Origin of the sequence: Stenotrophomonas lacuserhaii (genome assembly GCF_039674585.1) — a bacterium.
In the GTDB taxonomy this organism is placed as follows: Bacteria; Pseudomonadota; Gammaproteobacteria; order Xanthomonadales; family Xanthomonadaceae; genus Stenotrophomonas; species Stenotrophomonas pennii_A.
This window is the reverse complement of record NZ_JBDJNU010000024.1, coordinates 46801-61730: the sequence shown is the minus strand read 5'-3', so window position 1 is coordinate 61730 and position 14930 is coordinate 46801. Positions and strand designations below refer to the sequence as shown.

The following is a 14930-nucleotide window of genomic DNA, read 5'->3' as shown; positions in this document are numbered from 1 at the left end:
GCCATGCTCGGCGAGCGCCCCGCGCGGTGCAGCATTCCGCCGAGCACGGCTCGGCGCTACCGGGTCATACCGCCCATTCCAGGTCGGTGGTGAACATGATCGTCAGCCAGCGATCCGGCGACTCTTCGCCCAGCAGGTCGCCGATCTCATCGCGCAGCCGGTCCCATTCGGCCAGGGCGCGCGGCGGATCATCGGCGCGCACCACGAAGAACAGTTCGATCTGCTCGCCGCGACCCACCTGCGCCACGTAGCTGCGGTAGTCCAGGAAACCGTGGCGGGCCACCACATCGCGCGCCACCGTATCCACGTGGCTGCGCAGCTCCTGCGGCGCGACCAGCAGGATGCCGGCCAGTGCCTGGCGCACGGTTCCCAGCGGCGCCACCATCACGAACAGGCACACCACCGCGAGGATGCCCGGATCGATGTACGGGCCGATCCAGTCCAGTGGCGTGCCGCGCACCAGCGCGCCACCGATGAAAGCCAGCAGGTAGCAGGCCGACATGCTGGCGGCGATGATCCAGTTCTTCGCATCGAGGGCGATGAAGTCCGATCCGATGCGCCGGTTGGCGCGCAGCACGAACGCGGCCAGCGCGCCTTCGGCGAGCAGCGAGATCACCCCGAAGGTGATCGCCGGACCCAGTGCGATCAAGCGCCCGCCCGAGGTGAGCGCATCCACGGCGTTGACGAAGGCATACAGCGCCGCGCCGATCATCAGCGTCCCGCTGACCCCCAGCACGATCGGCTCCAGGTGCCAGAAGCCCATCGAAAAACGCTGGTTGAGCCGCGACTGCAGCGTATCGGTATTGGTCGATTGGGCGATGAGCCGGGCCACCAGCAGCGAGAGCCAGGTCATCACCACGTCGATCAGGCCGTAGATGCCGTCGAAGATGATCAGCGAGGAGTTGGCGTACAGCCCGAAGCCCACGGCCATGGCCGCCATCACCAGGGTGCCGGCGATGGACAGGCGCAGCACGCCCTGTTCGGTGCGTGGATCGAAGAAGCGGGGGGCAACGGGAGCCATGCCGGGATTGTAGCGCCCCGCTCTGGTAGCGCCGAGCCATGCTCGGCGAGCGAAGCGGCGTGACGACCAACGGTCGCCACCCACCAGAGCAAGGGCAACAGAGTGACGGCCAGCGGCCGTCACTACCTTGCTGGCTTTGCCTGCCGTAGACTTGCGCGCCTACCGCCGCCGCGTATCCGTGGCCCTGCCCGCGGTCACCAGGAACCCCCATGCAGACCCATTACCCGCTGCGCCAGCAGTGGCTCGGCAACGTCCGTGGCGATGTGCTGTCCGGCATCGTCGTCGCCCTCGCGCTGATCCCCGAAGCGATCGCGTTCTCGCTGATCGCCGGGGTCGACCCCAAGGTCGGCCTGTACGCCTCGTTCTCGATCGCGGTCATCACCGCCATCGCCGGCGGCCGCCCCGGCATGATCTCGGCCGCCACCGGTGCGATGGCGCTGGTGATGGTCGACCTGGTCAAGGACCATGGCCTGCAGTACCTGTTTGCCGCCACCATCCTGACCGGCCTGCTGCAGATGACCGCTGGCGCGCTGAAGCTCGGTTCGCTGATGCGCTTCGTCTCGCGCTCGGTCATCACCGGCTTCGTCAACGCACTGGCGATCCTGATCTTCATGGCCCAGTTGCCGGAGCTGGTCGGCCGTGGCCCGATGGTCTATCTGCTGTGTGCGGCGGCGCTGGCGATCATCTACCTGCTGCCGCGGATCACCCGCGCGGTGCCTTCGCCGCTGGTGGCGATCGGCATCCTCACCGCGGTGGTGATCGGCTTCGGCATCGAGGTACGGACCGTGGGCGACATGGGCCAGCTACCGGACAGCCTGCCATCGTTCTTCCTTCCCGACGTGCCGCTCACCTGGGAAACGCTGCGCATCCTGCTGCCGGTGTCGGCCACCCTGGCGGTGGTGGGACTGCTGGAATCGATGATGACCCTGCAGATCGTGGAGGACATCACCGAAACCCCGAGCGAGCGCAACCGCGAATGCGCCGGGCAGGGACTGGCCAATACGGTGACCGGTTTCTTCGGCGGCATGGCTGGCTGCGCGATGATCGGCCAGTCGGTGATCAACGTGACCAGTGGCGGGCGCGGGCGCCTGTCCTGCCTGATCGCCGGCACGCTGCTGCTGGTGCTGGTGGTGTACGGCAGCGACCTGGTACGGCAGATCCCGATGGCCGCGCTGGTGGCGGTGATGATCATGGTCAGCATCGGCACTTTCAGCTGGCGCTCGCTGCGCGACCTGCGCACGCATCCCCGCAGTTCCTCGGCGGTGATGCTGCTGACCGTGGTGGTGACCGTGGCCACCCATGACCTGGCCAAGGGTGTGCTGAGCGGCGTACTGCTGTCGGCGTTGTTCTTCGCGCGCAAGGTGGGCGGCATGCTGGACGTGCAGCGCGACGAGGCGCAGCCGGGCGTGCAGCGCTACGCGGTCAAAGGCCAGGTATTCTTCGCATCGGCCGGGCAGTTCGGCGCGGCCTTCGACTACCAACAGGTGGCACCGCAGGTGGTGATCGACCTGCAGCACGCGCATCTGTGGGACCTGACCGCCGTCGGTGCGCTGGAGCGCGCAGTGGAAAAGCTGCGCGCGCATGGCGCGGTGGTGGAGGTGGTGGGACTGAACGCCGCCAGCGAAACGCTGATCGAACGGGTAGGGCGCAAGGGCCCGGCCGGCAGCGTGCATTGACCCTGCCGGTAGTGACGGCCGCTGGCCGTCAAGCTGGTGGTGGGTGACGACCGTTGGTCGTCACGCCCGTGCCCACCCGGATCATTCAGCCGACCGGTGTAAACTATTGATCATGCAGGCATTGCCTGCCGTCCCTGATTCTCCAGCGTCCCCATGACCCAGCCAACCGCCACCGCCGCGTCCCGCTACGCCGATTCCCTGCGCCTTTCCGTCGCCCCGATGATGGATTGGACGGACCGCCATTGCCGCGTGTTCCATCGGCTGCTGGTGCCCGGCGCGCGGCTGTACACGGAAATGGTGCACGCCAATGCGGTGATCCACGGTGATCGCCAGCGCCTGCTCGGCTTCGATCCGGCCGAAACGCCGCTGGCCCTGCAGTTGGGCGGCAGCGATCCGGCCCTGCTGGCGCAGGCCGCACGCATCGCCCAGGACTGGGGCTACGATGAGGTCAACCTCAACTGCGGCTGCCCGTCCGACCGCGTCCAGGCCGGACGCTTCGGTGCCTGCCTGATGCGCGAACCGGCCCTGGTGGCCGACTGCGTGGCGGCGATGGTGGCCGCGGTGGATATCCCGGTCACGGTCAAATGCCGTTTGGGCGTGGACGATGACAATGACTACGAGGCCTTCGCTGCGTTCGTCGACCAGCAGGTCGCCGCCGGTGCGCCGATGGTGGTGGTGCACGCGCGCAATGCCTGGCTGAAGGGCCTGTCGCCAAAGGAAAACCGCGAAGTGCCGCCGCTGCGCTACGACTGGGCCTACCGGCTGAAGCAGGAGCGTCCCGCGCTGCCGGTGGTGCTCAACGGAGGATTGGCCAGCATCGAAGCGGTGCAGGCGCAGCAGGGCAAGGTGGACGGTGTGATGCTGGGCCGTGCGGCCTACCACGATCCCTACCTGCTGCATCAGCTGGAGGCGCTGCAGACCGGCGCCCCGTTGCAGACCCGGCAGGCGCTGCTGCGCGCGCTGCGTCCCTACGTGGACGCGCGGCTGGCCGAAGGGTCGGCGCTGAAGCACATCACCCGGCACATCCTGGGCCTTTTCCACGGGCAGCCGGGCGGTCGCGCGTTCCGCCAGATCCTCAGCGAGGGCGCCCATCGCCCCGGCGCGGACTGGAGCCTGGTGGAGCAGGCGCTGGCGGCCACCGAACGTGACGGCGGGCGCGAAGCCGCCTGACGCAATGCACGGCAGAGGGCCGCAGACGGCCCGGAATGCTGTTAGTATGTTCACTTACCTGAATATAGACATCCGATTTTCAGGAAAGTTCAGACCGGATTCACTGGCAAAAGCCGAAATTTGCAAAAGATTTGTAAAGCCCCGGACCCTGCGTCCGGACGCGGACTTCACAATTTTTGAACGAATTGCCGGCCTCGGCTAGGATCCAACGATGTCCTCCCGTTCTTCCCCCTGCCAACTTGCCCTCGCCACGGTCGTGGTGCTGGTGGCGTTCGCGCCGCTGCACGCCGGCGCGCAGGCACCGATGCAGGGCCAGATGCAGCAGAACCTGGCGCAGCGTGCGCAGATGCGGGACCGTCCGGAAGTGGTCATGCGCGGTTCCCAGCGTGGTGACGAGCGCTCCCTGTCCGACGCCGTGCGGCGGGTGCAGCGATCCACCGGTGGACACATCCTGGGCGCAGAGCGGGTGCCGTTCGATGGGCGCGATATCAACCGCGTGAAATACATGGATGAGCGTGGACGCGTCCGCTACATGGATGACCCCGTGCAGCAGCGTTCACAGGCTCGCCCGCCCCGATCGGATATGTCTTCACTACGCGGCGATAACCCCTGAACGGGGATTATTGTCGCATCACACCCGATTTCCACCGGCCCAACCGGCCGACCCCAGCACACTAGGGAGAGTTCATGCGTATCCTTCTGGTCGAAGACGAAGCCCCGCTGCGCGAGACCCTTGCAGCCCGGCTCAAGCGCGAGGGCTTTGCCGTCGATGCGGCGCAGGATGGCGAGGAAGGTCTGTACATGGGCCGCGAAGTGCCGTTCGATGTAGGCATCATCGATCTGGGCCTGCCGAAGATGTCCGGCATGGAGCTGATCAAGGCGCTGCGCGACGAGGGCAAGAAGTTTCCCGTCCTGATCCTCACCGCCCGTTCCAGCTGGCAGGACAAGGTCGAAGGCCTCAAGCAGGGTGCCGACGATTACCTGGTCAAGCCGTTCCATGTCGAAGAGCTGCTGGCCCGCGTCAACGCGCTGCTGCGCCGCGCCGCGGGCTGGAGCAAGCCGACCCTGGAATGCGGTCCGGTGGCACTGGACCTGGCGGCACAGACGGTCAGCGTGGCCGGCAGCAATGTCGACCTCACCAGCTATGAGTACAAGGTGCTGGAATACCTGATGATGCATGCCGGTGAACTGGTCTCCAAGGCCGACCTCACCGAGCATATCTACCAGCAGGATTTCGACCGCGACTCGAACGTGCTGGAAGTGTTCATCGGCCGCCTGCGCAAGAAGCTGGATCCGGACGGTGAACTGAAGCCGATCGAGACCGTGCGCGGCCGCGGCTACCGTTTCGCGATCCCGCGCAACGAGGGCTGAGCCTGCTGCAGGCGAGAAGATGATGTCCGGCCGTCTGTGGTTCTTCCGACGCTGGCGGCCGCGCTCCCTGCAGGCGCGCCAGCTGCTGGCTGCGTCCGTGGGCCTGGTGGCCTTCCTGGCACTGGCCGGCTACGCGCTGGATGCGGCCTTCGCCGATACCGCGCGCGCCAACCTGCGCGAACGCCTGAAGAACTACGCCACCGCTTACGCTGCGGGCAGTGACTTCACCCGCGACCGCTCGCTGTACCTGCGCGAGCAGCCGCCGGATCCGCGCTTCGACGTCCCCGGCAGCGGCCTGTACCTGCAGGTCGTCACGCCGGACGGCAAGGTCAACTCGATGTCGGCCGAGGGCCCGATGCTGCCTACCCAGGGCGGCGGGCTGCTGGCACCGCGCCAGGAAATCTTCGAAGGCCCGCTGCCGATCATCCAGATCGACGGCAGCGAGGGTTCGGTGTACCGCTACGGGCTGGGCCTGGTGTGGGATGCCGACGCCGACCCCGCGACCGAATTCCCGTACACCATCTACGTGATGGAAGACTCCGGTGCGCTGGGCGCGCAGCTGCGCGTGTTCCGCGGCCGGGTGTGGTTCTACCTGGGCGGCATCGGCCTGATCCTGCTGTTGCTGCAAACGGTCATCCTGCAGTGGAGCCTGCGCCCGATGCGCCGGGTGATCACCGAGCTGACCCGCGTGCAGCGCGGCGAAAGCGAGCGCATGAGCGAACGCCATCCGCGCGAGCTGGAACCGCTGACCGACAGCATCAACGCCTTCATTGAAAGCGAGCGCGAGAACCTGGAGCGACAGCGCAATACGCTGGCCGACCTGGCGCACAGCCTGAAGACCCCGATCGCCGTGCTGCGCACGCAGATGGACAGCGGATCCAGCAACGATGCGCTGCGCGAGGAACTGGACGTGCAGCTGCAGCGCATGAACAACCTGGTGTCCTACCAGCTGGCACGCGCCGCGTCGTCCGGGCACAAGCTGTTCTCCGCGCCGCTGCCGATCGAATCCAACGCCGAAGAAATCGTGCGCGGGCTGGAGAAGGTCTACGCCGCCAAGGGCGTGCTGTGCGAGTTCGACATCGATCCGGGCTCGCGCTTCCACGGTGAACCCGGCGACCTGCAGGAACTGCTCGGCAACCTGCTGGAAAACGCCTTCAAATGGGCCAACCGTCGCGTGCTGCTGACCGCGCAGCCGCAGCCGGCACCGAACACCCGTCGTCCTGGCCTGCTGCTGGCGGTAGACGACGACGGCCCCGGTATCGCTCCGGAAGACATCGCCAAGGTGCTGCAGCGCGGCGTGCGTGGCGATGAGCGCGTGCAGGGCCACGGCATCGGCCTGTCGATCGTGCAGGACCTGATCAAGGATTACCGCGGTGAACTGCTGGTAACGCGCTCTTCCGAACTGGGCGGCGCGCGCTTCGAAGTGCGGCTGCCGGCCGGCCCGTAAGCGCCGCGCGGGGCGCTACCACGGCCGCATCGCCGCATGATCTTCCGGAACGGGTCCGGGTAGTGTCGTGATTGCTCGACACCCCGGCAAACAGTCGAGCAAGCTCGACACTACGCGCCCGCCGGCGGCTCACCGTAGAACCGCCGCAGGTGCACGGCCACGCGCGGTAGCGCCTCGGCCAACACGTCCGGTGCGGAGAAGTGGTATTCACTGACCACCGCGAAGAACTCTTCCGGCGCCTCGGCCGCATACGGATCGATCAGCGTTTCCTCCCCCGCATCCACCTGCACGCAGAACGCGTCGTAGGCGCGCTGGAAATCGGCCGCCCACTCGCGCTGCCAGGCACGTGGCAACGGCGGCGTGCCGTCGATCGCGCCATCCAGCGCATCGATCTTGTGCGCCATCTCGTGCACCGCCACGCAGTAGCCATCGAACGGCGCCTGCAGGTCGGCCTGGATATCCGCCCACGACAGGATCAAGGGACCGCTGTCCCAGCTCTCGCCGATCAGCTCGTCGTCCCACTCGTGCAGTACGCCGGCGGCGTCGACATGGCTGCGCTGCACCCGGAACGCGTCCGGGTACAGGATCAGCTGCGACCAGCCACGCAGGCCGGCGTCGCCCAGCCCCAGCAGCGGCAGGCAGCACACCGCCGCCAGCAGCACGATGTCTTCGTCGCGCAGCACCAGGTCGCCCAGCGGGCTGATGGTCTTTTCGTGCAGGAAGCGGGTCGCCAGCGTGCGCAGCGCATCCAGTCGATCGGCGGGCAGGCCCTGCAGCCACGGAACATCGCGGCAGGCCTGCTGCCACAGCAGTTCGGGAATGGCACGGGGGGCTGGCCGCAGCCAGCGCGACAACGCCTGGATCAGCGGAACATACCCGGCAGGAAGCTGTGCCACTTCGGCGCGCGCAGGCGCTGCAGCACGTCATCGTCGCCCCCGCCACCGCCACTGCTGGTGGCCTGTGCAGGCACCGGCTTGGGCGTGCTGGGCACCGCGGCGGCGGCACTGCGTGCGGTCGGCGGGCGTTCGGCATCGGGCGTTGAGTAGACACAGTCACCGCGCCCTTCACTGGCCATCACGGTAGACGCGGTGGCAAGCAGCGGGGCCATCAACAGGACCAGGCAATGGGCAGAACAGCGCATCGACGACATCCGTGGTTAAGGGCGGGTGAGTTCCCGATTCTAGCCCGAATCCGGGCGCCCATTGGAAGCCCCGCCGGACAGGGGCAATTCCTTTGCCGCATACTTTCCCTGTTTATCTGACGGAAGCTGCCGTGGACGACCGCGAACTGCTGGCAAAACTGGCCGCCGGACCCTTGTCCGGTGACGCCCTGGCGCGCGAGCTGGGCCAGACCCGGGCGGCCATCTGGAAGCGTATCCAAGGGCTCAGGACGGCCGGGGTGGCGATTGAAGGCCGCGCCGGCGACGGCTACACGTTGTCCCAGGCGGTGGACCTGCTGGATGCTGCCCGCATCCGCGCTGCGCTTCCCGCCGCCGCCGAGGCGCTGCTGGACGACCTGCAGGTGACGTGGAGTACCGTGTCCACCAACACCGAATTGTTGCGCTGCAGCGCGCCTCAGCGCGGCAGCCGTGTCCTGTTGGCCGAGCGCCAGACCGGTGGCCGCGGCCGTCGTGGGCGGGATTGGGCCTCGCCGCTGGCCGCGCATATCTACCTTTCGGTGCTGCGCGGATTCGCCGGCGGGCTGGCCCAGCTGGGCGGATTGAGCCTGGTGGCCGGCGTGGCGGTGGCTGAAGCCCTGCGCGGGCTCGGCCATGCCTGTGTGCAGCTGAAGTGGCCGAACGACCTGGTGGTGGACGGCCACAAGCTCGGCGGGCTGCTGGTGGAAGGCGGCGGCGAGTTCGCCGGACCGGCGCGCGCGGTGGTCGGCATCGGCCTCAACGTACACATGCCGCCGGCCTTCGCCGAACGCATCGACCAGCCGTGGACCGACCTGGATCAGGTGGCGGGCGAGCCGGTGCAGCGCAACCAGGTGGCAACCGCAGTGCTGGCCGCGCTGCTGCCCGCGCTGGAACAGTTCGAAGCCGAGGGCCTTTCCCCGTTCCTGCCGCGCTATGCCGCGCTGGACAGCCTGGCCGGGCGCGACGTGCGCGTGGAACTCGGTGGCGCCTGGCAGGACGGCCGCGCGCTGGGGCTGGCCGAAGATGGCGCGTTGCGGGTGGACATCGATGGCCGCGAGCAGCCTGTGCACGCCGGCGAAGTCAGCGTGAGGGCACGATGAGCGACTGGTTGTTCGACCTGGGAAATTCCCGTTTCAAGTACGCCCCGCTGCTGGGAGACCGCGCCGGCGAGGTGCAGGCGTGGACCCACGGCGCCGAGGACCTGCGCGGCGAAGCGCTGCGCACACTGCCGCAGGGCGGTACCGCCTACGTGGCCAGCGTGGCCGCCACCGGACTGACCGCCACCATGCTGGAGATCCTGCGCATGCGCTTCCAGCACGTGCACGTGGCCCGCACCGAAGCGGCGTTCGCCGATGTGCGCATCGCTTACGCCACGCCCGCGCGATTCGGCGTGGATCGTTTCCTGGCCCTGCTGGCAGCCGCGCGCACGCAGCGCCACGTGCTGGTGGCTGGCGTCGGCACCGCGTTGACCATCGACCTGCTGGACGCCCACGGCCAGCACCACGGGGGTCGCATCGCGGCCTCTCCGACCACCATGCGCGAAGCCCTGCATGCGCGCGCGGCGCAGTTGCCGGCCAGTGGCGGGCACTACCGCGAGTTCGCCGATGACACCGATGATGCGCTGGCTTCCGGCTGCGACGGCGCGGCGATCGCGCTGATCGAACGCAGCCGTGAGCAGGCACGGCAGCGGCTGCAGGCGCCGGTGGACCTGCTGCTGCACGGCGGCGGCGCACCGGCGCTGTTGCCGCAGCTGCCGGCCGATGCGGGCCACCAGCCGCTGCTGGTGCTCGATGGGCTGGCCCGCTGGGCCGTTCACCTGCCGACGGCGACAGGCTAGGATCGGCAGATGCTGACCCGTGCCCTGATCGTGTTCCTCGTGCTGCTCAACGTGAGCGTCGCCCTGTGGTGGATGCTGCGCGGTGGGCCGGTCGTGCCGGATGTGCAGCCGCCTTCCGGCGTGGCCGAACTGCAGTTGGTGGATGCGGCGGCACCGGCGACTGCGCCCTCGCCAACGGCGTCCACTGCGCCGTTGACCGATACCACGCCCATCGCTGCCGAACCTGCCGCGGCGGTGGCGGCTTCACCGTCCACCGAAGCGCCCGCCACGGCCCCAGTCGCCGCCGCACCGGCACCGCCGGCACCCGCAGCGGAACCCGCGCCTACCCCCGCAGCGCCCGAGCGTTGTGTCGCGCTGGGTCCGTTCGCGGACCAGGCCGCCGCCCAAGGCGCCCTGGCCAAGGCCGGCGCGGCGCTGACACGAACGCGCCTGCGCGAACAATCAACGCCCGGCGCCACCTCCCGCTACCGGGTGATGATGCCGCCGGCAGAGACCCGCGAAGCCGCCCAGGTCACCGTGCAGCGGATCGTCGCCGCCGGCCTGAGCGACTACTACGTGATTGGCCAGGGGCCGGACGCCAACGCCATCGCGCTGGGCCAGTACCGCAATCGCGAAGGGGCCGAGCGCCGGCTGGCGGCACTGCGCGCGGCCGGATTCCAGGCCCAGCTCAGCGGTGGCGAAGGCGCCTCCACGTGGTGGCTGCAGGGCGCGCTGGCCGACGGCAAGGCCGATCCCGGCCTGCGCCAGCGCAGCGGGGCGGCGCAGCAACGCTCGCTGGACTGCGCCGGTCTGCGGTAGAATCGCCGTGCTTCGCGGCTTGGCCACGAACGCGTCGTACCCCCGTGCCGCTTTAGCTCAGTTGGTAGAGCAACTGTCTTGTAAACAGTAGGTCATCCGTTCGATTCGGATAAGCGGCACCACGCCATTACGCCCCATTCCCACTTGTGCGCCCGGAACCTGCAAGCCGGCCGAGAGGGGCGCGGGGTCATGCGTTTCCTTCCTGCGCAACCGCGACCATGCCCGGCCCTGTCGATGACCGCCGACGCGTCGCCGCGACGGCAAACAGCCGCGCCTGCTGCACCGCCGCGAGTACACCCGGGGCGCGCTGGCTAGACTGCTTCTTTTGTCCAGAACGAGGTCTCCATGTCGCATCAACCTGTCTCGCTGATTGGCGTGCCTACCGATATCGGGGCCGGCGATCGCGGTGCACGCTTGGGCCCCGAAGCCCTGCGCATTGCCGGCCTGGCCGAAGCATTGATTGCCCGCGGCGTGGACGTGCGGGACCTGGGCAACCTGGACGGGCCGCGCAATCCGTGGACCGCGCCGGTGCAGGGCTACCGGCATCTGGACGAGGTGGTGGAATGGAACCGCGTGCTGATGGAGGCCAGCCTGGCCGAGCTGCGCGCCGGTCGCATGCCGATCATGCTCGGCGGTGACCATTGCCTCGGCGTCGGTTCGGTTACCGCCGTGGCGCGCTGGTGCCGCGAACAGGGCAAGCAGCTGCGCCTGCTGTGGCTGGACGCGCACTCGGATTTCAACACCAGCGATGTCACTCCGTCCGGCAACGTCCACGGCATGCCGGTGGCCTGCCTGTGCGGTCTCGGCCCGGATGCATTGACCCGGCTCGGCGGTGATGCGCCGGCGATCCTGCCCTCGCAGGTGCGCCAGATCGGCATCCGCTCGGTGGATCCGGAAGAGAAACGACTGATCAAGACCCACCGCGTGGACGTGTATGACATGCGCTACATCGACGAGGCCGGCATGAAGCGCACGATGGAAGCCGCCCTCGCCGGAATCGACAACAACACCCACCTGCACGTGAGCTTCGACGTCGATTTCCTCGACCCCAGCATCGCCCCCGGGGTGGGCACGACCGTGCCGGGCGGGGTGAACTACCGCGAAGCGCAGCTGGTGATGGAAATGATCGCCGACAGCGGGCGCATGGGGTCGCTGGACATCGTTGAACTCAACCCGCTGCTGGACAACCAGAACGCCACCGCGAAGCTGGCAGTGGACCTGGTGGAGAGCCTGTTCGGGAAGTCCACGCTGATGCGCGATTGAGGTCCGGGTGCGGCATCCCGCTGGCGCCGGATGAACCGATCCACTGCTCGTTCACACTCGCTCCACGCGCCGCGCGCCAGATTGCACTTCACGCGGCACGCCCGGGTCGTTCCGGGCGCCGTGACCTGAGAAGGAGAAGTCGATGAAACGCATTCTTTCCGTACTGCTGCTGGCGCTGTGTACTGCTGGTTCGCTGACTGCCTGCAATACCGTTGCCGGAGCCGGCAAGGACATGCAGGGAGCAGGCGAGGCCGTGCACGATACGGCGCAGGACTGCAAAGACGGCAAGTGCTGATCAACGGCTTTCCCGCCGTCTGCACCGCGGCCGCGGTGGTTTTTTAATCCAACTGGAGAGTCCCTATGAAGCGTGTAATTTCCCTGATGCTGCTGTCGATGTTCTCGGTCGCCATGCTGGCTGGCTGCAATACCGTTGCCGGTGCCGGCAAGGACGTGCAGGGTGCTGGCGAGAAGGTCGAAGACGCCGCCCGCGGCAACTGATCCGCGCAAGCGTGCCAGTGAGGAAAAGGCCGGGATTTCCCGGCCTTTTTTTGTGCCCGCGCGATGGCATCCGTTCAACGAGATGAGCAGCTGTTTCATCTGTGCTTGACCGCTGCCCAACATTCGATGACGCATTCTGCAGGTGCGGTAACACACGACGCATTTCACCAAGAGGCCAACGCACATGAACAAAGACATCATTTCCGGCAAGTGGACCCAGCTCAAGGGCAAGGCCCAAGTGCAGTGGGGCAAGCTTACCGATGACGACTTCGATGTCGCCGAAGGCAATGCGGAGTATCTGTCCGGTCGGCTGCAGGAGCGCTACGGCATCGCCCGCGACGAGGCGGACAAGCAGGTCAGGGAGTTCGACTCCGCGCTGCGCAAGGACTATCCGGATTACAAGTAAGACGGGTGGTTGGAACCGGTAGAGAAACGGGCCCCTGCGGCCCGTTTTTCTTTTTGCGTGATGCAGGCTCAGCGCCGTGGCGGATCGGGCACGAACTGTTCGGGGAACGCGCGGGGTGCGGGCTCCGCGACATGCGCGGGACGATCGAGCACGATGCCGCGGGCGCGCAGGTTGCGCGCACTGTCATAGCGCAGCTGTGTCAGCTGCACCGGGTCGGCCGTGGCGCGTTCGAAGGCGGTGTTGCGGACCGATGACGTTTCGCGTTCGCCGTGCGCGGTACCGAGCCGCTGCGCTGGCGCCGGCGCGGCTTCGGACAGCATCCGCGACTCACTCCTGGCGGCGTCCTGGGACGCGGTCGCCGCAGGCGCGGCACGGCGCTGCGGCATGGCCGGCCGATGCTTCCAGCGCACCGCATCGCGTTCGTTGAACACCGCGATGCCGACTACGCCCAGGTTGTCACCACGCCCGGTGCGTTCGGCATAACTGTCGCGCGGGCTGCTGAAGACGAACTGCGCCACTTCATCGTTGGACTTCCGCCAGCCGGTGATGTCGGTGGTCTGCCAGGGGTTGAGCACGTAGCCGGTCTGGTCGGGCGTGGCCTGTTCGCCACTGATGGCGTTGATGCCGTCCACCGACAGCACCACCAGCACGCGCTGCGGGCTGGCGTTGCGCAGGCGCACGCCGTAGCGGTGACCGCGTTCGCCCGGGGTCCAGCGTTGCCCGTCGTGCGCGTACTGCGGCAGCAGCCCGCCGCTATCGCGGTCCAGCAGGGTCAGGAACACCGGTCCACTCGCGATCCGCGAGGGGGGTGGGGTGATCATCGGCGGCGCCGGCTTGAAGCCGGCCAGCAGGGCGACGCTCAACAGGGGCAGCAGCAGGCGCTTCATCCGGGTTCTCCATGGCAGGGTCCTCAGCACAAACGCCCGGACGGGGCCGACGGGGTTGCGCCAGCAAGGGTAAACTGCAGCCGTTCACCGAAGGTTTCCCGTCGAGCAGTCATGACCACCCGAGTCCTTACCGGCATCACCCCCTCCGGCACCCCGCACCTGGGCAACTATGTCGGCGCCATCCGCCCCGCCATCGCCGCCAGCCGTGCGCAGGGCATCGAGAGCTTCTTCTTCCTGGCCGACCTGCACAGCCTGATCAAGGCGCAGGAGCCGGCGCGCACCCAGCGTTCCACGCTGGAAATCGCCGCCAGCTGGCTGGCCTGCGGGCTGGATCCGGAACAGGTGTGGTTCTACCGGCAGAGCGACATCCCGGAAACCAACGAGCTGATGTGGTTCCTGACCGTGGTCGCCAGCAAGGGCATCCTCAACCGTGCGCATGCCTACAAGGCGGCGATCGACAAGAACGAGGCCGAGGGGCTGGACCCGGACGCTGGCGTGAGCGCCGGGTTGTTCATGTACCCGGTGCTGATGGCCGCCGACATCCTGATCTTCAAGGCCAACCGCGTGCCGGTGGGCCGTGACCAGATCCAGCACATCGAGATGGCACGCGACTTCGGCCAGCGCTTCAACCACGTCTACGGCAAGGAATACTTCCCGCTGCCGGAGGTGGTGATCGACGAGCAGGTCGCTACGCTGGCAGGCCTGGACGGCCGCAAGATGAGCAAGAGCTACAGCAACACCATCCCATTGTTCGCCCCGCGCGAAGAGCTGAAGAAGCTGGTGTTCTCGATCCTGACCGATTCGCGTGCACCGGGTGAGCCGAAGGACACCGAAGGCTCGGCCTTGTTCCAGATGTACCAGGCGTTCGCCACGCCGGAACAGACCGCCGGCTTTGCCAGGGCGTTCGCCGAGGGCATCGGCTGGGGCGATGCCAAGCAGCAGTTGTTCGAGCGCATCGATGCCGAACTGTCGCCGCTGCGCGAGCGCTATGAAGCGCTGATGGCCGAACCGGAGAAGATCGAAGCGCTGCTGCGCCGGCGTGGCCAGCAGTTGCGCGAACAGTACGCGGTGCCGCTGCTGAAGGAGCTGCGCCATGCGGTAGGCCTGCGCGACCTGGCCGACGTGCCGAAGGCCGCCGCCGCTGAACTGGCCCGCAGCGCACCGCCGGTGTTCAAGCAGTACCGCGAGAAGGACGGCCGGTTCTACTTCAAGCTCACCGACGGCGAAGGCACGTTGCTGGTGCAGAGTGCGGGCTTTGATTCACCGCGCGACGCCGGCCAGCTGATCGCCGTGCTCAAGCAGGCCGAACAGGGCGATGCGCTGCAGAGCGAACTGTTCACGCTGGAAGCCGAAGTGGACGCCGTGCTGGCCGCCCTGGCCACCCTGCGCGACGCCGGATAACGCGCGACCCCTTTCAA

17 protein-coding genes and 1 tRNA gene are annotated in these 14930 nt (G+C 67.7%); 14 read left to right on the top strand and 4 right to left on the bottom strand.

Annotated features, from left to right (window positions below):
• Positions 1-64 precede the first annotated feature (64 nt).
• Positions 65-1021 (bottom strand): cation diffusion facilitator family transporter, encoded by a 957-nt coding sequence (locus ABE522_RS10940; RefSeq protein WP_346591717.1) that lies wholly within the window; start codon positions 1019-1021, stop codon positions 65-67.
• 209 nt (positions 1022-1230) lie between these two features.
• Between ABE522_RS10940 and ABE522_RS10935 the strand changes: the two genes are divergently transcribed.
• The 5 genes from ABE522_RS10935 to ABE522_RS10915 all read left to right on the top strand — a co-directional run bounded on the left by ABE522_RS10935 (position 1231) and on the right by ABE522_RS10915 (position 6685).
• On the top strand, positions 1231-2697 hold the full coding sequence (locus tag ABE522_RS10935) for a SulP family inorganic anion transporter (RefSeq protein WP_346591716.1): 1467 nt from the start codon (positions 1231-1233) through the stop codon (positions 2695-2697).
• A 153-nt stretch (positions 2698-2850) separates the two neighbouring features.
• The gene (dusA, locus tag ABE522_RS10930; RefSeq protein ID WP_346591715.1) at positions 2851-3867 is read left to right on the top strand and encodes a tRNA dihydrouridine(20/20a) synthase DusA; all 1017 of its coding nucleotides are present in this window, start codon (positions 2851-2853) and stop codon (positions 3865-3867) included.
• 211 nt (positions 3868-4078) lie between these two features.
• Entirely contained in the window at positions 4079-4480 is a 402-nt protein-coding gene (locus ABE522_RS10925; RefSeq protein WP_346591714.1) for a hypothetical protein, read from the top strand.
• Positions 4481-4554: 74 nt separating this feature from the next.
• Positions 4555-5238: a response regulator transcription factor gene (locus tag ABE522_RS10920; RefSeq protein WP_004136763.1), complete on the top strand. Its 684-nt coding sequence runs from the start codon at positions 4555-4557 to the stop codon at positions 5236-5238.
• A gap of 22 nt (positions 5239-5260) precedes the next feature.
• Positions 5261-6685, top strand: a complete 1425-nt coding sequence (locus tag ABE522_RS10915; protein WP_101099588.1) for an ATP-binding protein — start codon at positions 5261-5263, stop codon at positions 6683-6685.
• A 110-nt stretch (positions 6686-6795) separates the two neighbouring features.
• Here the strand turns inward: ABE522_RS10915 and ABE522_RS10910 are convergent, their stop codons facing one another.
• Both ABE522_RS10910 and ABE522_RS10905 read right to left on the bottom strand, forming a co-directional pair.
• On the bottom strand, positions 6796-7581 hold the full coding sequence (locus ABE522_RS10910) for a M90 family metallopeptidase (protein WP_346591713.1): 786 nt from the start codon (positions 7579-7581) through the stop codon (positions 6796-6798).
• A complete protein-coding gene (locus ABE522_RS10905; protein ID WP_057507554.1) occupies positions 7548-7826 on the bottom strand; it encodes a hypothetical protein in 279 nt (92 codons plus the stop codon). The genes ABE522_RS10910 and ABE522_RS10905 overlap by 34 nt, the downstream gene beginning before the upstream one ends.
• Positions 7827-7957: 131 nt before the next feature.
• Between ABE522_RS10905 and birA the strand changes: the two genes are divergently transcribed.
• The 8 genes from birA (at position 7958) to ABE522_RS10865 (ending at position 12625) form a co-directional block, all read left to right on the top strand.
• Positions 7958-8923, top strand: coding sequence for a bifunctional biotin--[acetyl-CoA-carboxylase] ligase/biotin operon repressor BirA (birA, locus tag ABE522_RS10900; RefSeq protein WP_346591712.1), 966 nt, complete (start codon positions 7958-7960; stop codon positions 8921-8923).
• Entirely contained in the window at positions 8920-9660 is a 741-nt protein-coding gene (locus ABE522_RS10895) for a type III pantothenate kinase (protein WP_346591711.1), read from the top strand. Before birA ends, ABE522_RS10895 begins: the two co-directional genes overlap by 4 nt.
• A 9-nt stretch (positions 9661-9669) precedes the next feature.
• Entirely contained in the window at positions 9670-10458 is a 789-nt protein-coding gene (locus ABE522_RS10890; protein ID WP_346591710.1) for an SPOR domain-containing protein, read from the top strand.
• 46 nt (positions 10459-10504) lie between these two features.
• Positions 10505-10580, top strand: a tRNA-Thr gene (locus ABE522_RS10885).
• A 223-nt stretch (positions 10581-10803) separates the two neighbouring features.
• Positions 10804-11721, top strand: coding sequence for an arginase (gene rocF / locus ABE522_RS10880; protein ID WP_346591709.1), 918 nt, complete (start codon positions 10804-10806; stop codon positions 11719-11721).
• Between the two features lie 142 nt (positions 11722-11863).
• Complete coding sequence (locus ABE522_RS10875; RefSeq protein WP_042613759.1) at positions 11864-12016, top strand: entericidin A/B family lipoprotein; 153 nt, start codon at positions 11864-11866, stop codon at positions 12014-12016.
• A 65-nt stretch (positions 12017-12081) separates the two neighbouring features.
• Complete coding sequence (locus tag ABE522_RS10870) at positions 12082-12219, top strand: entericidin A/B family lipoprotein (protein WP_042613760.1); 138 nt, start codon at positions 12082-12084, stop codon at positions 12217-12219.
• 184 nt (positions 12220-12403) lie between these two features.
• Complete coding sequence (locus ABE522_RS10865) at positions 12404-12625, top strand: CsbD family protein (RefSeq protein WP_346591708.1); 222 nt, start codon at positions 12404-12406, stop codon at positions 12623-12625.
• A 68-nt stretch (positions 12626-12693) separates the two neighbouring features.
• On the opposite strand, the gene ABE522_RS10860 is transcribed toward ABE522_RS10865, so the two are convergent.
• A complete protein-coding gene (locus ABE522_RS10860; protein ID WP_346591707.1) occupies positions 12694-13512 on the bottom strand; it encodes a hypothetical protein in 819 nt (272 codons plus the stop codon).
• A 111-nt stretch (positions 13513-13623) separates the two neighbouring features.
• On the opposite strand from ABE522_RS10860, the gene ABE522_RS10855 reads away from it, so the two are divergent.
• A complete protein-coding gene (locus ABE522_RS10855; protein WP_182656455.1) occupies positions 13624-14913 on the top strand; it encodes a tryptophan--tRNA ligase in 1290 nt (429 codons plus the stop codon).
• The last annotated feature ends 17 nt before the right edge of the window (positions 14914-14930 follow it).